Genomic DNA, 23,743 nt, shown 5'->3' on the forward strand with positions numbered 1-23,743 from the left:
TCATGACGCATCTGTGGGTCCGCGCGGAACAGCGGGACAATGAAACCCGGGTCGGCGTGACACCAGCCGGTGTCGAAAAGCTCCTGCGTGCCGGTCTGAAAGTCACAGTCGAGCGCAGCCCGACCAGGGTCATCCCTGATGACGCTTACGCTCAGACCGGGTGCGACATGGCAGAGACCAGCAGCTGGCCCGACGCCCCCGCCGATGCGGTGGTGTTCGGCCTCAAGGAACTGCCCGACGAGGGCTCCCCCCTGCCGCACCGCCACATTATGTTCGGCCACGCGTTCAAGGGACAGCCTGCAGGGCTGCGCCTGCTCAGGCGGTTCAAAGCTGGGGGTGGCACCCTGCTGGACCTGGAATACCTGACGGACGACAAAGGCGCGCGCGTTGCCGCTTTCGGATACTGGGCGGGCTATGCAGGCGCTGCCGTTGCGCTGAAGTGCTGGGCTGCGCAGCAAAAGGGGCGCTCTGCCGGTCCGGTGGGCGCATATGACAGCTCAACCCATCTGTTGTCCGAATTGCAGGCGGATCTGATCTCCACCGGGACGCACCGCCCCGACGCGCTGATCATCGGCGCGCTGGGACGCGTCGGACGGGGTGCTGCCGATCTCTGCACAGCCATGGGCGTTGCCTGTACCCGCTGGGACATGGCCGAAACGGCGCAGGGCGGGCCGTTCCCGGAAGTTCTGGCGCATGACATCTTTTTCAACTGCATTCTGGCGCGTCCCGGCACACCGGTTTTTGTCCCGGAAACCGCGCTGGATGCGCCGCGCAGGCTGAGTGTCATTGGTGATATTGCCTGCGACCCTGACAGCGATTTTTCACCGGTCCGGGTCTATGACCGCACAACAACCTGGGAAAGCCCCGCGCTGAGGGTCTGTGATAATCCGGTGCTGGATGTGACGGCAATTGATAACCTGCCCTCGATGCTGCCGCGCGAGAGCAGCGAGGATTATGCCGAACAGCTGCTGCCTGTACTGCTGACCCTGGGCGATGCCGATGATCCCGTCTGGGCTCGTGCCGCCGCCACTTACAACGAGCACGCGACGCGGCCCTGAGGCGTCAGGAGAAAATCCTGAAATACAGCCAGTCCGGCAACAGCTGGCTGCCCCGGAACAGCCACGAAAAGAGGCGCGGGTAACTCAGCTTGAAACGCTGGGTCTGCATGTGGCGGAACATGTAGTCCGCCGCCTCTTCTGGCGTCATCAGAAAGGGCATTCTGAAGCTGTTTTTGTCCGTCAGGCGCGTCTTGATGAAGCCAGGATTGGCCACCTGGACCTGAACACCGGTTTTGCGCAGATCGGCATACATGCATTCCGCCAGCGACATCGTCCCGGCCTTGGAGGCGGTATAACCAATGGAACCCGGCAGGCCACGGAAACCCGAAAGACTGCCCGTGATGACGATATGACCACTGTCGCGCGCGACCATGGCCGGGACCACCTGGCCCATCACCCGCATCAGCCCGGTAAAGTTGATGTCCGCCATTGCGGTCGCCTTTTCGGCATCCCACTCTGCGGCGCTGAACGGCCAGTAGACACCCGCGAGGAACACGACACCGTCGATGTCGCCCACCGCCTCGGCGGCTGCTGCAACGCTTGCGTCATCCGAGACATCTACCGTCTGAAATGACCCCTCGCCCGGCAGGTCATCCACCAGCGCTTTCAGGCTGTCTTCTGATCGGGCGGAGACAATCACATGCACGCCTGCCGCGCTCATCCGGCGCGCCAGTGCCGCACCGAGCCCGTCGCTGGCGCCCACCAGCCAGTAGCGTTTGTCCTGAAGGTCGCGCATCAGGCCTCCCGGGGACGCATCGTTGCCACCAGTTCAGCCACCTTGATCCCGAATTTACGGAACTGGGACCGGTTCATGATGGTGCCGTTCGGGGTCAGATACATCCAGTCCACGGTGTTCAGGACGTGCCCGCCCGAATTCTCCGGCAAGCGGATGTTGTAGCGCAGCAGAACGGTCGACCCTGACTGCCGGCCGCGCCCCTCTCCGACCACGTCCGGTGCGGTTGCGGCGATCGCCCCGTCCGGGCGCAGTTCGAGATGCCATTCGCGGTTCTGAACACTGCCGTCATCATAGACAAACCGCTCTTTCATCAGCCCCCGATCGCCCTCCCAGGAGGCATCGAAATCCGCGACAAAGCGGCTGCTGACACGTCCCAGCGGGCCGTAAATCACGCCTTCACAGACGATCGGTCCGTTCAGGTGCTGGCGGATGTCAAAGGTCGGGTGGTCATCTTCGTAATCTTCCGGTCGCTGCGCGGCGAAACCGGCGAACAGGTCCTTGAGCCAGAACAGGGCCAGCGCCAGCAGGGCACCAGTGAGGATATAGATCCAGACGGTCATTTCTCAGGCCTCTTTCAGGTTGGTCACAGACAACAGAAGTATGGCGACCAGTTTCAGAACACAGGGCACAGCAGCATACAGAAATGTGAGCAGCGCCAGCGCCTCGGGCGGATTGTCGGTTGCACCACTCCGGAAACCTGCGTTTTCCAGAAGCGGCAAAAGGGATACGGCGGCAAGCGCCAGGGTCAGTTTGGACACGAACGACCACAGCCCGAACCCCTCGGATGCAGAGGGTGAGATACGGGCCATCCGGGTGGCAAAAATTGCAGGCAGCAGGGTCAGGTCCGCACCAAGTGCCGCGCCGGACGCCACGCAGATCACGGCAAAGAGCAGCCAGTCGCCCGGACCCAGCGTGAGCGCGGACCCAAACGAAATGATCGCGAGCACCATGGCCAGCAGCAACACGTCGCGGGCACCGATGCGTTCGGCCAGAGCCCCCAGAGTGGTGCTGCCAGTGCTGCGCACAAAAAGAAAATGAGCAGTAGCGGCCCTTCGAAACCCGGCGCTTCCAGCCGGCTTTCCACAAAGAACAGGAAGAGTGTAGAACTGACTGCAACGGGGGCAGCATTGACGAGAGCAATCAGCAGCAGACGCCGCGCCAGCGGATCCGCGAGCACAGCACCAAACCCTGTCGACTGACCAAGGCCCGCAGTGCTCCATTCATTTCTCATCAGAAACCAAGCCACCACGGCCAGCAGGGCAAACCCGATGGCAAAACCGGCAAAGGGGGCCGGGAAGACTGCGCCAAGTGCCACCGGTGCGACCGCCGCTACACAGACGCCAACCAGCGCACCGCTTTCACGCCAGCGGGCTAGACGCAGATGCCCCTGCCCTTTCATCGCGGTACCTTTGACCACGCCCTGCGCGTAAAAATTGATGGTCAGAAAGCTGAACGCGGAAAATACCAGCGTCAGACACAGGCCGAACCAGATAAGCGCCGGCATCATCGGCGGTATCGCAAAGAGCAGAAGCATTGCCCCCGCGATCACTGCGCAGCCACCCGCGACAGCCACGCCGCGCCGGTCCCGCAGAAATTCGGAGAGCCGGCCCAGCAGCGGGTCCTGGACCACATCAAGAAGCCTGAGCCCGAACAGAACGGCCCCCAGCGCGGCCAGAGACACGCCGTATTCGTCCACGTAGAACTTTGGTGCGTGGATATAGATCGGCAAACCAGCGGCTGACAGAAGAGCCGCGAAGACCGAATAAGCGGGGAGGCGTTCGGCGGTCTGCATTATCGCGAGACCTCCTTGTCGGGCGGCTCAGGGCGGGCGCGGTAGAGTGCACCGCGCAGCCAGAGCTTCAGCGCCTGCCAGTGAATAAGGGCCAGCACCCGGCGTGAACCGAACGGGCGGCGCAGTGCAGAGGCGAGGATGATCCGGTTGCTCAGGCTGCGCCGCTTGCCGGTTAGGGTCGCAATCAGCCCACCATCCGGACGGGCGTAGTCGATCCAGATACCGATGCGTTCGGCGGTGATGTCAAAACGGAAGGTGTATCCTCCCTCGACCGGCTGAAACGGCGAGACGTGGAATATCTTGCGGGCCTTCAGCGTGTCAGAGGGTTTGATTTCGCTGAGATCGCTGTGATGACACAGATAACTGTGCCGGTCGCCGAAGGTGTTGCTGACCTCGGCAATCACCGTGATCAGCGCGCCGTCTGATGCACGGCAAAGCCAGAAACTGACCGGGTTGAAGACATGACCCAGCAGACGCGGCTGTGCCAGAAGCTCAATTGTGGTGACGCCGGTGATCTGGTGCTGCTGCAGCACATCACGCACCCAGGTGGCCCCGCGGCCGCGGCCCGGCGCGCCGCCATGGTCGCGGTCCTGCAGCGACGTCAGCCCCCTGCGGTTTCTGCCAAAAAGCCAGGGCGTGCGCACCTTTGCCTCGGCATCCAGCAGCACATAATCCACCGAATAACGGAAGGCGTTGGCGACCGCCCCCTTGCGACCGTGGTAGGTCAGGCCCGCAATATGATCGACGGTTGCGGTCATTCGGCGGCAAGCCTCGCGTAATTCTGAGCTCGGAGCGCGCGCACGACATCAACCGCGCTGGAAAGGCCGTCCTCGTGAAAACCGTTTTTCATCCAGGCGCCGCAGAACCAGGTGTTGTGCGCACCGTTGAATGCACGCACTTTCTCCTGTGCTGCAAGGGCGGCCAGATCGTAGACCGGATGGCGCAGGGTCACCTGATCGTAAATCAACTCCTCACGGATTGTCCGTTTGGTGTTCAGGGTGACGAAATGCGGATCATCCTGCGGGATCGGCTGAAGCGAATTCATCCAGTAGGTCAGGTCAATCCGGTCAGACTGCGCATCGCGGTCCTCGGTGTAGACCCAGCTGGCCCAGGTCTTGCGGCGTTTTGGCATGATGTCCGTGTCCGCGTGCAGCACGATATCGTTCGGCTGGTAGGCAACCGCGCCCAGCGCCTGCTGCTCGTCCGGTGTTGCATCTGCCAGCAGACGCAGCGTGTCGTCCGAATGAGTTCCGAAGATCACATGATCGTAAATCTCGGCTTCGCCACCTTCGGCACGCACCGAGATCTGGCCCCCGATCCGCGAAACGGCCTTAACAGGCGCGCCCGTGCGAAGGCGGACACCCCGATCACAGATCGCAGCCTCAAGGCGACGGACATATTCGGTTGAACCACCATCGACCGTGTACCACTGGTGCTGCCCGGTCGTGTTGAGCAGCGCGTGATTCTCAAAAAAGCGGATCATGGCGTGTGCCGGAAAATCCATGATCTTTTCGGTCGGTGTGGACCAGATCGCTCCGGACAGCGGCAGAAGGTAGTAGTCACGGAACCAGTCACCTGTACCCAGCTTTGCCAGAAAATCGCGCAGCGTCAGGGACTGATCTGCCGAAACCTCCAGCGCGTTTTTGTTGAAATGGAAGATGTCGCGCACCATGCGCAGAAACGCCGGGGTCACGGCGTTGCGGCGCTGTGCGAAAAGCGCATCCAGACTGGTCAGCGCATATTCAAGCGCACCTCCGTTGATAGACGCGCCGAAGCTCATATTGGATTTGACCACCGGCACGTCGAGCTGGTCAAACAGCGCGCTCATGTAGGGATAGTTAGCATAGTTGAAAACGATAAACCCCGTGTCCACGGGCTGGTCGCCGTTTTTGCCTGCCATGACCGTGCGGGCATGTCCGCCCAGCCGTGGCTCGGCCTCATAAAGTGTTACATGATGGTCACGCCCGAGCATAAAAGCTGCGCCCATGCCAGTGATGCCGCCACCGATGATGGCGATCTTCTGAGGCTGGCCTGCGGGTGATGTGTCGGGAATGTCGCCTGTTGTCAGGGCTTCAAAGGGCATATGGTCTTGATCCGCTCGGGTAGTTGATCTGTCTTAACTAGTGTTATCTACGGGATCGTCCCGTAAATGGATTTACGGAAGCGCATAAACTTTTTTTGATCCGGTTGTGCACCTGCAGCGTAGAGAGGATATGTTCGAAAGTGTGGATGTGGCAAAACATGACGGAAACGTGTCGCGCGTTGCGCGTCCTCCAGTGTTTTTGCGCGGGAAAAGTAACGGTTCAGGACGGTCGAAAGTGACGGCGGGTGACAATCCGGCCCGGATGGTCTGGGTCTCTCATATGGTCCGGATCCGGGACAACAAGGACCGTCAGGCTTTTGCCGAGCTTTTTGACCATTTCGCACCGCGGGTAAAAGGCTTCCTGATGCGCTCCGGCGCGGATCCGTCGCTGGCGGAGGAATGCACACAGGATGTGATGGCCGCTCTCTGGCACAAGTCGCATCAGTTTGACCCCGCACGGGCATCCGTGGCGACGTGGATTTTCACGATCGCGCGGAACAGAAAGATAGACATTCTGCGCCGCCAGCGCAGACCCGAGCCGGAGGACCTTGCATGGGGTCCCGAGGCAGAGCCGGATCAGGAAGACGTCCTGAACCTGCAGCAGGAAAGCCAAATACTCGGCGCCGCCCTGGCGGAACTGCCCGAGGCCCAACGGGAACTGATAGAAAAGGCGTATTTCGGGGATCTGACCCACAGCGAAATCGCCGCTGAAACCGGTCTGCCGCTTGGCACGATCAAATCGAGAATACGGTTGGCGCTGGAACGCCTGCGCCATGTAATGAAGTGAAAGCAATGAGTAACAGTATCAACCATCACCTGAACGATGCCATCCTTATGGCATATGCTGTCGGAACGCTGCCGGAAGCGTTCAACCTGATTGTCGCATCGCACCTGTCCATGTGCGACGTGTGCCGCGCCGCCTCGGAAAGCTTCGATGCACTGGGCGGCGAAATCCTGGACCAGTCCGCAGCACCGGACCTGTCGGATGACAGTCTTGCCGCGACACTGGCGCTGATCGACGGTGGCCCTGTCGAGCAGATCCGTGCGCCGAAAACTGCGAACGCTGTGCTGCCACAGCCCTTGCAGGACTATGTGGGCGGTGACCTTGACGCAATAAAGTGGAAGCCCGTGGGCATGGGCGTGAAACAGGCGATCCTGCCCACCTCGCGCGAAGCCACCGCTCGTCTGCTTTTCATCCCTGCCGGTGCGGCGATGCCGGATCACGGGCATCAGGGCACTGAAATGACAATGGTGCTGCAGGGCGCGTTTCAGGACGATGACGGTTATTTTGCCCGGGGCGACGTCGAGATTGCCGACAGCGACCTGCATCACACGCCGGTAGCGGATATCCATGAGGATTGCATCTGCCTTGCCGTGACAGATGCACCGCTGCGGTTTGACAGCTTTATCCCGAAAATAGCGCAGCGTTTCCTGCGCATCTGAGTTTACAGATTGATTTCAAAAGGTTCGAGGCGTGGCCAGTCAAAGGTTACGCCTGTACCCGGTTCATCCGACGCCACGGCGCGCCCGTTTTCCACGACCAGCGGCCGCGTCGTATAGCGGTCTATCGGAAAGCTGTGCACCTCAATCCAGCCGGCGTTTTCCCGTGCGGAGACAAGACCTACATGCAGTTCCTGCATGCCGTGGCTGCACACGGTCACACCTGCCGTCAGTGACAGCTCCGCGACCTGAAGCCAGCCTGTGACGCCACCGCAGTTCGAGGCATCCGGCTGTATGAACCCCAGTTCAGACAGCGCCAGCGCCATTTCGAACTCATGGATGGTGTGCAGGTTCTCGCCCTGGGCCACGGCCATCCCGGTCGTGCGCGTGATCGCGGCATACCCCGGATAGTCGTCCGGAATGATCGGCTCTTCAAACCACAGAATATTCTGATCAGATACGGCGTTGGCGAGAGTGATGGCCTCGTCCACCGTTAATGAATAATTGGCATCGATCATAAACGCCGGTTCAGGCCCGATATGAGCACGGACCGCGCGGATTCTGTCGATGTCTTCCTGCAGATCCGGCTGGCCGATCTTGATCTTTACCCCACCAAGGCCCGCATCCAGATACCCCTGCACATGGCTGAGCAGTTTGGGCAGCGGAAAGGCCAGATCAATACCGCCACCGTAGGCATCACAGGTTCTGCCAGCGCCACCGGCCATCTGCCACAGCGCCTTACCCGAGGCTTTGCCACGCAGGTCCCAGAGCGCGATATCCACCGCAGAGATTGCAAAGCTCAGAATGCCACCGCGCCCGACGTAATGCATATGCCACTGCATCGCATCATAGAGGGCCTCTACGTCCTCCGCATCCTGCCCCACCAGAAACGGCGCCAGATCATGGGTGATCATGGCAGCGGTCGCATGACCGCCACGCCCGCCGTTATAAGTGTAGCCAGTGCCCTGGCGACCGTCTTTCAGCGTGACGGTCGCCGTGATCAGATGAAAGTGACTGTGCGAGCCATGTTTGGCGTCGACCAGCACCTCATCCAGCGGCACGTTAAAAAGACGGGCTTCAACCGATGCAATCTCTGACACCGGTCACATGTCCGCGCATTCCGGCACCGGGCTGATGACCGTGCCGTCTTCGAGGTGCTGCAGCAGGTTGTCCACTGTCAGCGCGCCCATCGCATCCCGCGTCTCATGCGTCGCACTGCCAACGTGCGGCAGCAGGACAACATTCGCCAGGCCCCGCAGCGCTTCTGGGACCTTTGGTTCCGCTTCGAAAACGTCGAGACCTGCCCAGCCCAGACGGCCGTCCTGCAGCGCAGAGATCATTTCGGGCTCGTCGATAACCGACCCGCGCGAGACGTTGATCAGCGTGCCCTGTGGTCCCAGCGCTTCGATCACATCGCGGTTCACGATGCGGTTTGTGGACGGACCGCCCGGCGTAATGCAGATCAGGCAGTCCACATCGCGCGCCATCTCTGTCAGATCACCGTAATACTTATACGGCACGTCCTTGGCGCTGCGGGAGTGATAGACCACCGTGGTCCCGAACGGCGCCAGTTTGTCCGCGATGGCCTGACCGATCCGGCCAAGTCCCAAGATACCGACGGTCTGATTGTCTACAGAGCGGGTCAGCGGCGCATTGCCTTTTGCTTCCCAGTTGCCGGAGCGTACCCAGGCGTCATCGCGCAGCAATTCGCGGTAACAGGCCATCATCAGCATCACTGCTGTAGTGGCCACCTCGGCGTTCAGAACGTTTGGCGTATGGGTAACCACCACACCTTTTTCGCGGGCTGCGTTTGTGTCGATGGCGTCATAACCCACACCATAACAGCTGATCGCTTTGAGGTTGGGCATCGCAGCCATGTATTCGGGTTTCACACCGTCATGGCCGTTTGTGGCGACATAACCAACGGACGCACCGTTCTCATTCAGCCAGGCCTGCGGGTCATCCATTTCAGACGCCCTGTGGATGGTGAATTTCGCCCCAAGGCGTTCCAGCATTACCGGTGTGGCGCTTCCGATCATGAAAAGATCAGCCATGTTTATTCGTCCTCTTTAACGTTCTGACACTGTTTGCCGAGACCGCTGATCTCAAGCTCCATCACATCCCCGCCTTTCAGGTAAAGCGGGTCTGGCTTCATGCCGTCGCCCACGCCCGGCGGGGTACCCGTGCTGATCACGTCGCCCGGATGCAGGGTGAACAGGTGGCTCAGGTGTTCAATGATCTCGGCCACGGTGAAAATCATGGTCGAGGTATTGCCCGTCTGCATGACATTGCCATTCAGTTTCAGGGACATATCCAGCGCCTGGGGATCCGGCACTTCGTCCTTTGTCACCATCCAAGGCCCGGTGGGGCCGAACGTGTCGCAGGATTTGCCCTTGGTCCAGGTGCCGGTCAGCTGCGTCTGGAAATGCCGCTCGCTGACATCGTTGCAGACACAGTAGCCCGCGACATAATCCAGCGCATCTTCTTTGCTGACATATTTCGCAGCTTTGCCGATCACAACACCCAGCTCGATTTCCCAGTCGGACCGCTTTGACCCCCGGGGCAGGACAACATCATCATCGGGACCGACGATCGCGGAGTTTGCTTTCATGAACAGGATGGGATGCTCCGGGATCGGCAGGCCCTGCTCTTCGGCATGGTCGCGGTAGTTCAGACCGATGCACATGAACTTGCCGATATCACCCACGCAGGGGCCCATCCGTGGCGACCCGTCAACAACCGGCAGGCTCGCGGCGTCAATCGCGCGCAGTTTGTCCAGGCCAGCGTCTGACAGCACGTCGCCGTTGATATCGCCCACATGCGCCGACAGATCCCGCAGTGCGCCGTCTGCGTCCAGCATTCCGGGTTTTTCAGCGCCGGGCGCGCCGTAACGTACAAGTTTCATGATAGTCTCCCTATGCGGCGTTCAGATAGCCGATCAACAATGATAAAAAGGCGCCCACGTGGACGACCATAATGGCCCTGTCCTTCCACATGGCGCCCACGGCGAACCAGAGGATAATCCCGGCAAAAAAGGCCCAGATGTTCCAGGGTGTCATACCCAGCCCGGTCAGCGCGTAGCCGACAAGCTGGACCACAGTCGCAATCCATTTGACGACGTCGACTGGTTTCCAGCCGCCGGCTCCCGGTGTTTCAGTGGTTGTCACGCGGCAACCCTTTGCGCGAGATGTCCTGGTATTTGTCCGCGTCCTTCAGGATCATACCCTCGTCAAAACGGCCGACTTTTTCGCGGAAATACTGCTGCCAGGGCGACTGGCTTTCCGGAGCATCATATCCGCCCGCCGCCTCAAAAGCGCGCGCTCGTTCTGCCAGTTCATCCAGCGGCACGAGCATGTCAGCGGTGCATTTGTTCAGATCAATCCGCACCCGGTCGCCGTTTTGCAGCAGAGCCAGACCACCGCCATCGGCCGCCTCGGGCGACGCGTTCAGGATGGACGGGCTGCCTGATGTGCCGGACTGACGGCCGTCACCGACGCAGGGCAGCGCCTCGACCCCCTGTTTCAGCAGGTACGACGGCGGACGCATGTTCACCACCTCTGCCCCGCCGGGATAGCCTTTCGGCCCCGCACCGCGCATGAACAATACGCAATCCTCGTCTATGTTCTCCGCCGGATCGTCGATCCTGTGGTGAAAGTCTTCGGGGCCGTCAAACACAACCGCGCGTCCCTCAAAGGCGTTCAGATCATCCGGGTTGGACAGATATTTCGCCCGGAAGCTGTCGCTGATCACGCTGGTTTTCATGATCGCGCTGTCAAAGAGATTGCCCGTCAGGTTGATGAAACCGGCCTGTGGTTTGAGAGGCTCCGAGACAGGTTTGATCACATCCGGATCTTCACTGCGCAGGTGCGCGCAGTTTTCGGCCATGGTCCGGCCGTTTGACGTGATCACATCCGGATGCGGCAGCAGTCCTGCTGCGATGAGTTCGCCCACAACCGCCGGTACACCGCCCGCGCGCTGGTAATCCTCGCCCAGATATTCTCCCGCGGGCTGCAGGTTTACCAGCAGCGGGACATCATGGCCGACATTCTGCCAGTCGTTGTTGTCCAGAGGCACACCAAGGTGCCGCGCGATGCCGTTGAGGTGGATCGGGGCGTTGGTTGACCCCCCGATCGCCGAGTTGATCACAATGGTGTTCTCAAAAGCCTCCCGGGTCATGATGTCCGAAGGGCGCAGGTCCTCCCACACCATATCGACGATCCGCCGGCCGGTTTCATAGCTGATCTGTCCCCGCTCGCGGTAAGGAGCCGGAATTGCCGCCGAGCCGGGCAGCTGCATACCCAGTGCTTCGGCCAGCGAATTCATGGTAGTCGCAGTGCCCATCGTATTGCAGTAGCCCACCGACGGGGCCGATGAGGCCACGAGTTCCATGAACCCTTCGTCGTCAATTTCGCCCGCCGCATGCATCTCGCGTGCTTTCCACACGATGGTGCCCGAGCCGGTACGCTGCCCGCGGAACCAGCCGTTCAGCATGGGCCCCACAGACAGGGCTACTGCCGGGATGTTGACGGTTGCCGCCGCCATCAGAAGCGCGGGCGTGGTTTTGTCACAGCCGATGTTCAGCACAACGCCATCCAGCGGATAGCCAAACAGCGTTTCCACAAGGCTCAGGTAGGCAAGGTTGCGGTCGAGCATTGCTGTCGGTCGCTTGCCCGTTTCCTGGATCGGGTGAACCGGCACTTCGATGCAGGTCCCGCCTGCCGCGATGATGCCATCCCGCACGCGTTTGGTCAGTTCGAGGTGGTGGCGGTTACACGGGCTCAGATCGCTGCCCGTCTGGGCGATGCCGATGATCGGTTTGCCCGACTGCAGCTCTTCGCGCGTCAGTCCGTAGTTCAGGTACCGTTCCAGATAGAGCGCTGTCATTTCCGGGTTGTCCGGATTCATGAACCATTTGCGCGACCGCAGATCTTCGATTCCGATTTTTCTGGTCATTGGCCTGACCATCCTCCGTCAATGATATGGGGGTGCCCGGTGGTAAAGGCGCTTTCATCGCTCGCCAGATAGACAATCAGCGCCGCAATTTCCTCGGCTGTGGCCACGCGGCCCATGGGCTGGCGGGACACAAACTGCTTCAGGGCTTCTTCTTTGCTGCCAAGCTGCTCGCCCAGCGCTTCGACGCGTTCATGCCAGCTGGGGCTTTCGACAGTGCCCGGGCAGATGCAGTTACAGCGGATACCCTTGTCCACAAAGTCCACGGCGACGGACTTGGTCAGTCCGATCACGGCAGCTTTGGTCGTGCCATAGATGAAACGGTTCGGCGCACCAATTACGCTCGAACAGGCGGACGACATATTGATGATGGAACCGGTCCCACGTTCCAGCATGCCAGGCAGCGCCGCCCGGATGGTGCGCAGCATGGAGCGTACATTCAGATCGAATGCAAAGTCCCATTCGGCGTCATCTGCTTCCAGAACTGACCCGTGATGTACGAAGCCTGCGCAGTTGAAAAGAATGTCCGGTTCGGCGCGCTCAACACCCGCTTTCACGCTGTCATCGCTGCGCGCATCAAGTTCGAAAATTTCCAGATTTTCGTGATTCGCATCGCGAATCGTAGATAGCGCTTCCATGTTTACATCGGTTGCAAAGACCTGCGCGCCTTCGGCTGCCATGGACAGTGCGGTGGCACGTCCGATCCCCTGACCCGCGGCTGTAATAAGCGCGCGCTTTCCCTTAAGTCTCTGAGAAGTCAATGCTTTCCCCCGGCAGGATCATTCCTCTGGTGCGCCGTGCCCTCCGGCACGGACAGTGGACTGACCTGCATTCTCTTTGCTGTTGTCGTCAAAAAAGCCGTCAACCGGGCTGGTTCATCGGCTGGTTTCCGTTAGCGTATGACACAGTATTAACTTTGGCTACAGCCTTGTCTGAAGCGATAAGAGGATAACCGCACCCATGACACAATCCCGCAAGGTGACACTCATCGGCACAGGCCTGATGGGCTTTCCGATGTCACAGAACCTGCTGCGCGCCGGTCACGCGCTGACCGTATGGAACCGCAGCATTGCGCGTGCAGAGCCGCTCGCTGCCGAGGGTGCAACCGTGGCGTCGAGCCCGGTTGAGGCTGTCCGCGACGCGGAATTCATCATCACCATGTTGTCGGACGGTTTTGCGTCCGGCGCACTGATCAATGACCCGGAGATCCAGGCAGCACTGTCGCCCGGAGCAGTCTGGATCGATATGTCGTCGGCCAAACCCGAGCACGCCCGCGAGCAGGCCGGTGTTCTGAAACCCTTGGGATTTGGTCATCTGGATGCTCCCGTTTCGGGCGGCACAAAGGGCGCCGAAGCCGCGAGCCTTGCGATCATGGTTGGCGGCGACGCTGAGACCTTCGCAAAGGCCGAACCCGTTTTCGCGGCGATGGGTCGTCCTGTGCATGTGGGGCCTTCGGGTGCCGGTCAGTTATCCAAGCTGGCCAATCAGACAATCGTGGCCGTCACGATTTCCGCTGTCGCGGAGGCTATTCTGCTGGCCGAACAGGGGGGCGCGGACCCGGCGGCGTTGCGCGCGGCCCTGAAAGGCGGATTTGCGGACAGCGTTATCCTGCAGCAGCATGGTGAGCGGATGTCGGAGCGGAATTTTGAACCGGGCGGGCTCACCAAGTTCCAGGTCAAGGACCTGAATAACACACTGGACGAAGCCGCCTCGCTGGGCCTTTCGCTGCCCGCGACAGAGAGCGTGCGCGACAGGTTTCAGCATTTTATTGATGCGATGGACGGCGGCGAAAGGGACCATTCCGGTCTCTACCTTGAACTCAGAGCAAGAAACGGATTGCCGGTATGACAAAGATTCTGATCCTTGGCGGCGGCGGCATGGTCGGCCAGAAACTGGCGGCACGCCTGGTGAATGAAGGCCTTGGCGGCGATGCGGCTCCGGAGATCACACTGTTTGACGTGGCTTTCCCACCTGCTGGTGTTGGCGGCCCGGCACAGATGACAGGCGACCTGAAAGACCCGGAAACCGCCGTGCGTCTGGCTGCGATGAAACCCGACGTGATCTTTCACCTTGCGGCGATTGTCTCCGGCGAGTCGGAGACCAATTTCGAAAAGGGCTGGGCGATCAACATGATGTCCATGTGGCATCTGCTGGAGGCGCTGCGGCAGGAACACGACAAAAGCGGTGGCAGCTATGTGCCGCGAATGGTGTTTACGTCGTCCATCGCTGTTTTTGGCGCGCCGTATCCCGACAAAATCGACGATGAATTCCTCTCTGCGCCGCAGACAAGCTACGGGGCACAGAAGGCCATCTGTGAACTGATGGTCACAGATTTCAGCCGCAAGGGCTTCATCGACGGTATGTCGCTGCGACTGCCGACCATCTGTGTCCGGCCCGGCAAGGCCAATCTGGCGGCATCCTCTTTCTTTTCGGGCATTATCCGCGAACCACTGAACGGTGTGGAAGCGTTGCTGCCCGTGCCCGACACCGTGCGCCACTGGCACGCGTCACCCCGGTCAGCGGCTGGTTTTCTGATACATGCGGCCAGTCTGGATACTGACAGGCTGGAAGGCCGCCGCGCGCTGAGCCTGCCCGGTGTCAGCTGCACCGTGGCCGAGCAGATTGAAGCGCTGCGCCGAGCAGCGGGCCAGAAGGCCGTTGACCTGATCCGGCATGCACCTGACGAGGCGATCATGAAAATTGTTCAGGGCTGGCCGCGTGACTTCGATCCGCAGCGCGCGATTTCACTGGGCTTCCGCGCAGAGAGCAGCTTCGACGAGATCGTCGATGTTTACATCAAAGAGGATTTGCCGAACGCAACCGCCTGATGCCTGCCGGGTAGCGGGTGGGTCAGATTGCGCGCCAGATGATCGTGGATGCGTTTGCGCACCAGTTCTTCGTTCCGGTCCAGCGCGGCATCAAGAATCGCTTGATGCTCCGGAATGTTCTCCGCGAAGTAGCCGTAGTTGGTCTCGGCCGAGACCAGCTGCTGGCGGAACTGTTCGTAGATCACCAGATGCGTCCGAATCAGCAACGCAGATCCGCAGGCCTCGATCAGCGTCTCGTGGAATTCCTGTTCCGCCCGGCTCCAGAGGTTGAGCAACGGCGACACATCCCCCGACGACCGGACCCGCATTTCGATATGCGACAGCTTGTGATGCGCAGCGGAAAGACGCGATTCCCACTCGACACCGCCAAGACGGATTGACAGGCAGGCCCCCTCGGATTCCAGCATGATCCGCATATGCGTAAGGTCATGCTGCCGTTCACGCGACTGATATGGCGAGCGAAATCCGCGCTGTTCCTGAAAATCCACCAGGCCGACTGTAGACAGACGGAAGAGGACTTCGCGCACTGTACTGGCCGAACAATTGTAATCCGAACGTAGCTTTTCGGCACGCAGTTTGGTACCGTAACCGAACTCGCCTGTGATCAGGCGGTGACGCATATCGTCAAAAATGTCCGCGTCCTGCGTACTCATCAAGCTCCTCCCTTGGCCTTTCGGTGTACGATCAAAAACGCGAAATTCAAACAAAATATCAAAATTCACCCAAAATAAAATTATTTCTTGCGCGATGCGCCGCGCTCGGCCTAACGTTTCTTCAGCGTAATCAAAAAGGGCCACAGGCCTTCTAACCAAGTGCGCTCAACGTCTGGGAGGACAACATGACAATCATGAAGAAGGCGGCCACGGTTGCCGTCGCAGCAGCACTTGCTGCTTCGACAGCGTTCACCGCGTCGGCCGATACAACCAAACTGCGGATTCAGACGCACTATGCGCCTGAGACCGTTTCCGGCAAACTTGCGGCTCAGTACATCGACGATATCCAGTCCATGTCCAACGGCGAGATCGAAGTAGAAATGTTCTACTCCTCCTCCGTTGTGAAATCGGTGGAAACGTTTGATGCGGCATCCACAGGCATTCTCGACTGCGACATGACCGGTGGCGGCTACCAGACCGGCAAAAACTCTGCGTTCCAGTTCGTCGGCGACATCATGGGCGGCTACGACACGCCGTACCAGCAGCTGAGCTGGCTGTATTTTGGTGGCGGCAAGGAAGCCGCAGCACCGCTTTACAACAAGTACGGCATGGAGCTGATCGGCTGGTGGGTCTACGGCCAGGAGAGCTTTGCCTCTTCCAAGCCGATCGCCAAGGTCGAAGACTTCAAAGACTGGAAATTCCGTTCGCCCCCCGGCATGGAAACAAAGATCTTTGAAAAGCTGGGTGCCTCGCCCATCGTGATGGACTTCACCGAGATCTTTACCGCTCTTGAAACAGGCATCATCGACGGTGCAGACGCATCGGGCCTCGCCAACAACGTGGGCCTGGGTCTGTATGACATCGTGAAATACGCAAACTTCCCCGGCTTCCACTCAATGCCGTCGGATCACCTGGCTTGCAACAAGGCCGTGTTTGACGAGATGCCTGCGCACCACCAGAAGATCATGAAGGTTGCCATGGAAGCGCTGGCGCTGCGCACCGCTCTGACGTTCGAGAAAAAGAACGCCGAAGCGGCGGCACAGCTGCGCGAGCAGGGCGTGACACTGTCCCAGTGGGCACCTGAAGAACTGGCGAAATTCCGTGCGGCGGCTCAGGCCACCTGGCCGGAGTTCGCGGACACACCCGAAGCGAAAGCTCTGGTGGAATCGCACCTCGCCTATCTCGATCAGCTGGGCCTCAAGCAATAAGCTGACCTGAAACCGGACCCCGCCTGACCAGGGCGGGGTCTTTTTTGTCCCTGGGCCAGGACAATTCAAAAAACCGGCCAGTGCGAGGGGGACATCATGCAGGACAAATCCGGAAGCCTTATCGAGTGGGTTGTACCGCTGGCATTCATCCTCTGTGCGGGATGGCTGACCTGGCACCTGCCCGCATTCACGCTGTCCTGGGCGCCACCCGAAGACGCCTCACAATACGACAAACTGTCCGCGCTTTTCGCCCGTGTCGATGTAACCCCCGGCCTCGGTGGCCTGTTTGGCGGCTACGCGGACGCGGTGGACTGGATTGCTCTGCTGATGCTGCCAGTCTTTGGCATTATCGGTGTCCGGACAGTTCAGCGTGCACCGATGGAATTTGAAAGCTGGAAGCCGCTTGACCGGCTCGCTGTCTTCATCGGCCGCCTGACGATGATGCTGATCGTTCTGCTGTGCTGCGTGATGATCTATGAAGTCATCCTGCGCTATGTGTTCGAAGCGCCCACACTGTGGGCCAATGAAATGTCGCTCTGGCTTGCAGGCTTCGTTTTCCTCTGCGCAGGGCTTTATGCCATGCAACAGCGCAGCCACATCCGCATCTTCCTGCTCTATGACATGCTGCCCAGAACACTCCAGCGGGTCTGCGACTGTATATCGACGACGCTCATCGTGACCTTCGCCTTTTTCCTCGTGTACGGCGGGTATGGCGAAGCCTTTGACAAGTTTTATCGCTGGGAAACCTTCGGGACGGCCTTTGATCCGCCCATTCCCGCGACACTCAAGCCTATGGTGCTGCTGGTGATCGTCCTTGTGGCTTTTCAGGCTGTCGTGAACCTCTTTTCTGACTGGAATGCAGAACCGGTTATTCACTCTGCCGCTGACGATATCGATCAGGATGAGCTGGAACGCCTGAAGGCTGCCGTTGGCAGCGATGGCACCGGCGATCTGGACGTCACACGCGGCTCTGTTCAACAGACGACTCCGGGGAAAAACTGATGGATATCGGAACGATCTCACTGGTCCTGATGCTGGGCCTTGTTCTGCTGCTGGCCATCGGGATGCCGCTGGGCTTTGCCTCGGCGATCCTCGCCGTGCTGGTTCTGGTGATGAAATTTGAGCCCGCTCTGCTGCTCAACCCGCTTTCCTTCGGGGATGGTATTCTGACGGGCAGGCCCGGGTCAGGGCCGCTGAATATCCTGGCGCAAAAGATATACGGGCTCTTAACGGACTATGTCCTCATATCCATTCCGCTGTTTATCTTCATGGCGGCCCTGCTGGAACGCTCCGGTATCGCCAAGGACATGTATTCCTCACTGAACGTCTGGCTGAACCGTACCCGTGGCGGTATCGCCATCGTGACATCGATCATGGCCGTAATCATGGCGGCGATGTCAGGTATTATCGGCGGCGAAGTCGTCCTGCTGGGTCTGATCGCTCTGCCGCAGATGCTGCGTCTGGGCTACAACCAGAACCTCGCCATCGGGACAATCTGTGCGTCCGGCTCGCTGGGCACCATGATCCCCCCGTCGATCGTTCTGATTATCTACGGCCTGATCACCGAAACCTCGATCAAAGCTCTGTTTACTGCATCTTTCCTGCCCGGCTTTATGCTGGCGAGCTTTATCATCATCTACATCATCATCCGCACCCAGCTGCGCCCTGATCACGCCCCCCTGCCCGATCCGGTAGAGGGAGAGCCGCGCGGCTTTGAGAAGTTCAAACTCTTCGCAGCCTTCCTGTCGGTGCTGGTTGCCGGTTTCTCGACCGTTCTGTTCCTGCGCGCGCTGTTCTTTGAGCTGTCCGGTCAGAATGCCGCCAATACAGGTGCTGCATTCGCCTATGGCACAGCGGATTACCTGCCGTGGTTCGGCGGTGCGGTTGTTGCGTCTTTCATTCTGATGTTCGGCGTCCTCGGCCGGCAGGCAACCGCGACCGGCTGGTCCATGGGCAAAGGCCTCGTTCCCCCGATCGTTGTGATCGGCGTTGTCATGGGTTCGATCTATGGCGGGATCACCGGGATCACCGAGGCCGCTGGCATGGGCGCCCTCGCCGTTCTGATCATCGCCATTCTGCGCGGCGAAGGATCCTTCGATCTGGTCTGGGACAGCCTGATGCGCACGCTGAAATCCACAGGTACGATTATCTGGGTGACCATCGGTGCGGCCGCACTGGCAGGTGCCTATACCATCGCCGGCGGACCGACATATGTCGCTGACTTCATCGTCGGCTCTGACCTGCCGACCATGGGCATTATCCTGGCGATGATGCTGATCCTGCTCTTTATGGGGGCCTTCATGGACTGGGTCGGGATCGTTCTGCTGATCATCCCGGTGTTCCTGCCCATCGTGCAGCGACTGCCTATCGAAGAGATTGGTGTCTTCGGCGAACTGAACCCGCGTCACGTGGCGATCTGGTTTGGTGTTGTGTTCTGTATGAACATGCAGGTCAGCTTCCTCAGCCCGCCCTTTGGTCCCGCGGCTTTCTACCTGAAATCCGTAGCCCCGCCGCACATCAGCCTGACCGATATCTTCAAAGGCTTCCTGCCTTTTATCGGCATCCAGCTCTGCGCGCTTTCTGTGTTGCTGATCTGGCCACCCATTGTGTCCATTCTGCTCTGAGACAGGAACCGGACCATGCTGACAGCCGGGCAGAAAGACCGATTTGAGCAGGACGGCTATCTGGTTCTGCCCGATGTTGTGCCCGAAGTCACACGGCTGGCCGTTGAGGAAGAATACGCCTTCCTGCTGGACCGGCTCTATCAGGAATGGTTCGACGCGGGAAAGGTGGGCAACGCGCCTCAGGGACTGACGTTCTGGCAAAAGCTGCAGATCGCTTATGACGCTGGTTGCGACTGGTTCCAGCCGATGGACATCAGCCTGCCCGGTGACACGATCCACGCGGACACACCAATTCATTTCGGGCCTGCGGTTTTCGATCTGCTGCGCTGTGACGAGATCCTTGATGTGGTTGAATCGCTGATCGGGCCGGAGATCACATCCAACCCGATCCAGCATGTGCGCATAAAGCCACCGGCGCGGACGCTGAAAGGTAATGAGGTGCGCGCCCATATCACGTCGACCGACTGGCATCAGGATCGCGGTGTCGGTCTGGAAGAGGCGGATCAGACAGATATGATCACCGTCTGGATCGCCATGACGGATGCAACACCGGACAACGGATGCCTGCAGGTCATGCCGGGTCGCCACAGGGAGATGCTGCCACATTGCCCGAAGACACAGACCGCCATCGCCGATGGTTTCCTGGAGGAAGATCAGGCCGTGCCGCTGCCCATAGGGGCCGGAGGGATCGTTCTCTTTCATCCGCTGACGCCGCACGCCTCTCGGGTGAATGTAACGGACGGTTTCCGCTGGTCTTTTGATGTACGCTACAACGTGACAGGTCAGCCGACAGGCCGGGCACATTTTCCGGAATTTGTTGCGCGCAGCGCAGCCGCGCCCCAAACCATGCTGACAGACTGGCGTCAGTGGCGGATAATGTGGGAAGATGCCCGTGCACGTCTTGCGACTGAGGCACATATACCCATCCACCGCTGGCAAAGCGACGCGCCTTTCTGCGCGTAAAGGAGACCACATGGACACCGTACGTCTTGATCCGTCCGACAATGTCGTGACTGCGACCCGCGCGCTGGAGGCAGGTGCGGGCGTCGAAGGCATCACCACCACGACGCTGATCCCATCCGGTCACAAGATCGCGGTCACTGATATCGCCGCCGGAGCAGCCATCCGCAAATACGCCCAGATCATCGGCTATGCAGCTATGGACATTCAGGCGGGTGACCACGTGCACACCCAGAACGTGGAATTCCGGAACACTGATGCCGATTATGAATTCTCCACGGATCTGCGCCCCGTCACCCCGGTCGCCGAAGAGGCACGGGATACCTTTATGGGGTATCGCCGCGCGAATGGCGCGGTGGGCACGCGCAACTATATTGCCATCGTGACTTCGGTGAACTGTTCGGCCACGGCTGCCCGCCAGATTGCCGGTCATTTCACGCCGGAACGGCTGGCGGACTTTCCGAATGTGGATGGGGTTGTGGCGTTTGTGCATGGCACGGGCTGCGGCATGGCCGACAGCGGCGACGGGTTCGAAGCGCTGCAGCGTGTCATGTGGGGCTATGCCCGCCATCCGAACCACGCCGCCGTTCTGATGGTTGGCCTTGGATGCGAGATGAACCAGATAGACTGGCTGCTTGAGGCCTACGGTCTGGAACAGGGGCCCACCTTTCAGGTGATGAATATTCAGAACGTCGCTGGCCTGCGCCGCACCGTCGAGGCGGGTATTGCCAAGATCGAAGCCATGCTGCCCATCGCCAATGAGGCAACGCGGACACCCTGTCCGGCGTCTGAACTCAGGGTTGCTCTGCAATGCGGTGGCTCAGATGCCTGGTCCGGGATTACCGCGAATCCGGCGCTGGGATACGCCTGTGATCTGCTCGCAGCTCAGGGCGGCACAGGTGTACTTGCGGAAACCCCGGAGATTTACGGCGCAGAGCATCTGCTCACCCGCCGGGCCGTTGACCGCGCCACGGGCGACAGGCTCATAGGTCTGATCCGGTGGTGGGAGGATTACACCGCCCGCAACAAAGGATCGATGGATAACAACCCCTCTCCCGGCAACAAAAAGGGCGGTCTGACAACAATCCTTGAAAAGTCGCTGGGTGCTGCGGCCAAGGGAGGCACATCGCCGCTGACCGGGGTCTACAAATACGCCGAACCGGTTACGGCACGTGGCTTCACCTTTATGGACAGCCCCGGTTATGACCCCGCATCCGTGACCGGGCAGATCGCAGGCGGATGCAACCTGGTCTGCTTTACCACGGGGCGCGGGTCAGCGTTTGGTTCGAAACCGGCACCGACAATCAAAATCGCTACCAATTCGGCTATGGCCAAGCGCATGCACGAGGATATGGACGTAGATGCCGGCACCATCCTGACCGAAGGCGTGAGCGTCGAGGAAAAGGGGCGGGAAATCTATGAACGTTTCCTGCGCGTGGCCTCGGGCGAGGCCAGCAAGTCCGAAGCACAGGGTCTTGGCGATTATGAGTTCGTGCCGTGGCAGATCGGAGCGGTGATGTGAAACGGATCCTGGTCGTCGGAGGCGGGCTGATCGGTGCGCGGCATGTGGACGCCGTGCGCGCGCATCCTGGCTGCGATCTCGCCGGGCTGGTTGATCCGGATCCGGACTGTATGAACGACGGCTCTGTGACGCGCTTCATGGACATGACGGACGCACCGGATGACATCGACGGGGCGATCATCGCCACGCCGACCCACCTGCACAGCGCACATGGCATTTATGCCGCCTCAAGGGGCTGGCACATGCTTATCGAAAAACCTGTTGCCGGTGATATAGCTGGTGCGCAGGCGCTGAAACAGGCCGTCGTTAAGGCCGGTGTGCAATCGCTGGTGGGTCATCACCGTCGCTATCACCGGCGGGTTGCGCGGCTCAAAGAGCTGATTGCAGGAGGTGCTCTTGGCGAGGTCGTGACCGTTTCGCTGATCTGGGCGATGCGCAAACCGGATGGGTATTTTCAGGGCAACTGGCGCACGGCCGGTGGCAGCCCGGTAATGATCAACCTGGTGCATGACATCGACATTCTGCGGCATGTGATCGGCGAAATTGACCGCTGCGTCACGCTGCCCGGCCGGTCGCTGCGCGGCACAGACAGAATTGAAAGCGGGGCTGTTGCAATAGCTTTTGAGAACGGCGCAACGGGCACCATCAGTTTCGCCGATACAGCGCCCAGCCCCTGGGGGTTTGAGGCCGGCATTGGCGAAAATCCCAACATCGGGACCACGCACCAGGATATGATGTGGATCACCGGAACAAAGGGCGCGCTGAGTTTCCCCTCGATGACACAGTGGCAGGGCATCGATTGGTCCCAGCCCGCAACAGCCCGCGACCTGTCAGATCCTGGCGACGAGACCGTTCCGCTGGACCGGCAACTGGATCATTTTCTTGACGTCATGGACGGTCGTGCGGTGCCACTGATCGACGTTGCTGACGCTGCGCGCACATTATCCGTGGCGCTGGATATCGAGGCCCAGCTCTCAACCGGATCAGGAGAACAGCGATATGGCTGAAACGCTGAGTACGGAGCAGATCGCTCACTACGCGGAGCACGGCTATCTCGTGCTGGAAAACCGAATCCCACCCGAGTGGCTGGCAAAGATCTATGCGGAAATCGAACGTTTCGAAGAGGAAGCGGCCACGATGACGGCCAGCAATGACCGCCTCGATCTCGAAGACAGTCACACGGCCGATGACCCGCGCCTGCGCCGGATCAAGCTGCCGCACACGATCTCGGATGTGATGCGCGAGCTGATGTATTCCGACCTGATCCTGGCACCTGCACGCGACCTGATCGGCCCGGATCTGCGCCTGCATACGACGAAACTGAACATGAAATCAGCGGGATACGGTGCTGCCGTCGAATGGCATCAGGACTATGCGTTCTATCCGCACACGAACGACGACATCCTGGCCATCGGTGTGATCCTGGATGACATGGCACCCGAAAACGGCCCGCTGATGGTCTATCCCGGCAGCCACAGGGGCCCGGTGTATGACCACCACGTGGACGGTGTCTTTGCTGGCGCGATGCTGCCGGAGGCAAACGGTCTGAACCCGGCTGACGCGGTGCAGCTGACCGGTCCTGCAGGATCGGTGAGCATTCATCATGGACGCATCGTCCACGGCTCGGCGCTGAATACATCCGACCGTGCACGCCGCATTCTGTTTTACGAAATGATGGCCGCAGATGCCTTTCCGATCATGGGGTCCATGACGAAATGGGACGGCATTGAAGATTACGACACGCGGATGCTTTGCGGACAAAGCACAAAGAACCCGCGGCTCAAAGACATTCCGGTACGCATTCCTCAGCCGCAGCCGGACGTTCCGATTTCCATCTACGAAATTCAGAAAGGCATGAAGAAACGTGCCTTTGATACCATCTGACAGGA

General features: G+C 59.9%; 23 protein-coding genes and 1 pseudogene. 12 read left to right on the forward strand and 12 right to left on the reverse strand.

The window, feature by feature from the left end; genetic code table 11:
* Positions 1 to 2 precede the first annotated feature (2 nt).
* Positions 3 to 1,058 carry a saccharopine dehydrogenase gene (locus ACZ1HA_RS15500; protein ID WP_472714521.1) on the forward strand — a complete coding sequence of 352 codons (1,056 nt, stop codon included), beginning with the start codon at positions 3 to 5 and terminating at the stop codon, positions 1,056 to 1,058.
* A gap of 4 nt (positions 1,059 to 1,062) precedes the next feature.
* Here ACZ1HA_RS15500 and ACZ1HA_RS15505 read toward each other — a convergent pair whose 3' ends face one another.
* From ACZ1HA_RS15505 to ACZ1HA_RS15525, 5 genes and pseudogenes are all read right to left on the reverse strand, one after another.
* Positions 1,063 to 1,794, reverse strand: a complete 732-nt coding sequence (locus tag ACZ1HA_RS15505) for an SDR family NAD(P)-dependent oxidoreductase (RefSeq protein ID WP_472714522.1) — start codon at positions 1,792 to 1,794, stop codon at positions 1,063 to 1,065.
* Entirely contained in the window at positions 1,794 to 2,354 is a 561-nt protein-coding gene (locus ACZ1HA_RS15510; RefSeq protein WP_375229728.1) for a DUF3833 domain-containing protein, read from the reverse strand. The genes ACZ1HA_RS15505 and ACZ1HA_RS15510 overlap by 1 nt, the downstream gene beginning before the upstream one ends.
* A gap of 3 nt (positions 2,355 to 2,357) precedes the next feature.
* Positions 2,358 to 3,586: pseudogene (locus ACZ1HA_RS15515) on the reverse strand (MFS transporter).
* Positions 3,586 to 4,344 (reverse strand): DUF1365 domain-containing protein, encoded by a 759-nt coding sequence (locus ACZ1HA_RS15520; RefSeq protein ID WP_472714523.1) that lies wholly within the window; start codon positions 4,342 to 4,344, stop codon positions 3,586 to 3,588. Before ACZ1HA_RS15520 ends, ACZ1HA_RS15515 begins: the two are co-directional and overlap by 1 nt.
* Positions 4,341 to 5,669 carry an NAD(P)/FAD-dependent oxidoreductase gene (locus ACZ1HA_RS15525; protein WP_472714524.1) on the reverse strand — a complete coding sequence of 443 codons (1,329 nt, stop codon included), beginning with the start codon at positions 5,667 to 5,669 and terminating at the stop codon, positions 4,341 to 4,343. Before ACZ1HA_RS15525 ends, ACZ1HA_RS15520 begins: the two co-directional genes overlap by 4 nt.
* Positions 5,670 to 5,931: 262 nt before the next feature.
* On the opposite strand from ACZ1HA_RS15525, the gene ACZ1HA_RS15530 reads away from it, so the two are divergent.
* Positions 5,932 to 6,456: a sigma-70 family RNA polymerase sigma factor gene (locus tag ACZ1HA_RS15530; protein ID WP_375230937.1), complete on the forward strand. Its 525-nt coding sequence runs from the start codon at positions 5,932 to 5,934 to the stop codon at positions 6,454 to 6,456.
* Positions 6,457 to 6,461: 5 nt separating this feature from the next.
* Positions 6,462 to 7,112 (forward strand): ChrR family anti-sigma-E factor, encoded by a 651-nt coding sequence (locus tag ACZ1HA_RS15535; protein ID WP_472714525.1) that lies wholly within the window; start codon positions 6,462 to 6,464, stop codon positions 7,110 to 7,112.
* A 2-nt stretch (positions 7,113 to 7,114) separates the two neighbouring features.
* Here the strand turns inward: ACZ1HA_RS15535 and ACZ1HA_RS15540 are convergent, their stop codons facing one another.
* From ACZ1HA_RS15540 to ACZ1HA_RS15565, 6 genes are read right to left on the reverse strand one after another with little or no spacing between them, the layout of a single operon-like run.
* Positions 7,115 to 8,209 carry a mandelate racemase/muconate lactonizing enzyme family protein gene (locus ACZ1HA_RS15540; protein WP_472714526.1) on the reverse strand — a complete coding sequence of 365 codons (1,095 nt, stop codon included), beginning with the start codon at positions 8,207 to 8,209 and terminating at the stop codon, positions 7,115 to 7,117.
* 3 nt (positions 8,210 to 8,212) lie between these two features.
* Positions 8,213 to 9,163: a 2-hydroxyacid dehydrogenase gene (locus ACZ1HA_RS15545; RefSeq protein WP_472714527.1), complete on the reverse strand. Its 951-nt coding sequence runs from the start codon at positions 9,161 to 9,163 to the stop codon at positions 8,213 to 8,215.
* A 2-nt stretch (positions 9,164 to 9,165) separates the two neighbouring features.
* Positions 9,166 to 10,014: a fumarylacetoacetate hydrolase family protein gene (locus ACZ1HA_RS15550; protein ID WP_472714528.1), complete on the reverse strand. Its 849-nt coding sequence runs from the start codon at positions 10,012 to 10,014 to the stop codon at positions 9,166 to 9,168.
* A 10-nt stretch (positions 10,015 to 10,024) separates the two neighbouring features.
* A complete protein-coding gene (locus tag ACZ1HA_RS15555) occupies positions 10,025 to 10,276 on the reverse strand; it encodes a DUF6552 family protein (RefSeq protein ID WP_472714529.1) in 252 nt (83 codons plus the stop codon).
* Complete coding sequence (locus ACZ1HA_RS15560) at positions 10,263 to 12,062, reverse strand: IlvD/Edd family dehydratase (RefSeq protein ID WP_472714530.1); 1,800 nt, start codon at positions 12,060 to 12,062, stop codon at positions 10,263 to 10,265. The genes ACZ1HA_RS15555 and ACZ1HA_RS15560 overlap by 14 nt, the downstream gene beginning before the upstream one ends.
* Complete coding sequence (locus ACZ1HA_RS15565) at positions 12,059 to 12,820, reverse strand: SDR family oxidoreductase (RefSeq protein ID WP_472714531.1); 762 nt, start codon at positions 12,818 to 12,820, stop codon at positions 12,059 to 12,061. Before ACZ1HA_RS15565 ends, ACZ1HA_RS15560 begins: the two co-directional genes overlap by 4 nt.
* 199 nt (positions 12,821 to 13,019) lie before the next feature.
* On the opposite strand from ACZ1HA_RS15565, the gene ACZ1HA_RS15570 reads away from it, so the two are divergent.
* Positions 13,020 to 13,907 carry an NAD(P)-dependent oxidoreductase gene (locus ACZ1HA_RS15570; protein ID WP_375229721.1) on the forward strand — a complete coding sequence of 296 codons (888 nt, stop codon included), beginning with the start codon at positions 13,020 to 13,022 and terminating at the stop codon, positions 13,905 to 13,907.
* Positions 13,904 to 14,887, forward strand: coding sequence for a D-erythronate dehydrogenase (denD, locus tag ACZ1HA_RS15575; RefSeq protein WP_472714532.1), 984 nt, complete (start codon positions 13,904 to 13,906; stop codon positions 14,885 to 14,887). Before ACZ1HA_RS15570 ends, denD begins: the two co-directional genes overlap by 4 nt.
* Here the strand turns inward: denD and ACZ1HA_RS15580 are convergent.
* Positions 14,851 to 15,540 carry a GntR family transcriptional regulator gene (locus ACZ1HA_RS15580; protein WP_436398513.1) on the reverse strand — a complete coding sequence of 230 codons (690 nt, stop codon included), beginning with the start codon at positions 15,538 to 15,540 and terminating at the stop codon, positions 14,851 to 14,853. The genes denD and ACZ1HA_RS15580 overlap by 37 nt on opposite strands.
* Before the next feature lie 185 nt (positions 15,541 to 15,725).
* On the opposite strand from ACZ1HA_RS15580, the gene ACZ1HA_RS15585 reads away from it, so the two are divergent.
* The 7 genes from ACZ1HA_RS15585 (at position 15,726) to ACZ1HA_RS15615 (ending at position 23,738) form a co-directional block, all read left to right on the forward strand.
* Positions 15,726 to 16,748, forward strand: a complete 1,023-nt coding sequence (locus ACZ1HA_RS15585; RefSeq protein WP_375229718.1) for a TRAP transporter substrate-binding protein — start codon at positions 15,726 to 15,728, stop codon at positions 16,746 to 16,748.
* A 96-nt stretch (positions 16,749 to 16,844) separates the two neighbouring features.
* Positions 16,845 to 17,750, forward strand: a complete 906-nt coding sequence (locus tag ACZ1HA_RS15590) for a TRAP transporter small permease subunit (RefSeq protein WP_472714533.1) — start codon at positions 16,845 to 16,847, stop codon at positions 17,748 to 17,750.
* A complete protein-coding gene (locus tag ACZ1HA_RS15595; protein ID WP_375229716.1) occupies positions 17,750 to 19,372 on the forward strand; it encodes a TRAP transporter large permease in 1,623 nt (540 codons plus the stop codon). The genes ACZ1HA_RS15590 and ACZ1HA_RS15595 overlap by 1 nt, the downstream gene beginning before the upstream one ends.
* Before the next feature lie 15 nt (positions 19,373 to 19,387).
* Positions 19,388 to 20,335: a phytanoyl-CoA dioxygenase family protein gene (locus tag ACZ1HA_RS15600; RefSeq protein WP_472714534.1), complete on the forward strand. Its 948-nt coding sequence runs from the start codon at positions 19,388 to 19,390 to the stop codon at positions 20,333 to 20,335.
* A 10-nt stretch (positions 20,336 to 20,345) separates the two neighbouring features.
* Positions 20,346 to 21,854 carry a UxaA family hydrolase gene (locus ACZ1HA_RS15605; RefSeq protein ID WP_472714535.1) on the forward strand — a complete coding sequence of 503 codons (1,509 nt, stop codon included), beginning with the start codon at positions 20,346 to 20,348 and terminating at the stop codon, positions 21,852 to 21,854.
* Positions 21,851 to 22,861, forward strand: a complete 1,011-nt coding sequence (locus ACZ1HA_RS15610) for a Gfo/Idh/MocA family protein (protein WP_472714536.1) — start codon at positions 21,851 to 21,853, stop codon at positions 22,859 to 22,861. Before ACZ1HA_RS15605 ends, ACZ1HA_RS15610 begins: the two co-directional genes overlap by 4 nt.
* On the forward strand, positions 22,854 to 23,738 hold the full coding sequence (locus tag ACZ1HA_RS15615) for a phytanoyl-CoA dioxygenase family protein (protein WP_472714537.1): 885 nt from the start codon (positions 22,854 to 22,856) through the stop codon (positions 23,736 to 23,738). Before ACZ1HA_RS15610 ends, ACZ1HA_RS15615 begins: the two co-directional genes overlap by 8 nt.
* Positions 23,739 to 23,743: the final 5 nt, after the last annotated feature.

This window comes from Roseobacter sp. S87, from assembly GCF_055693285.1.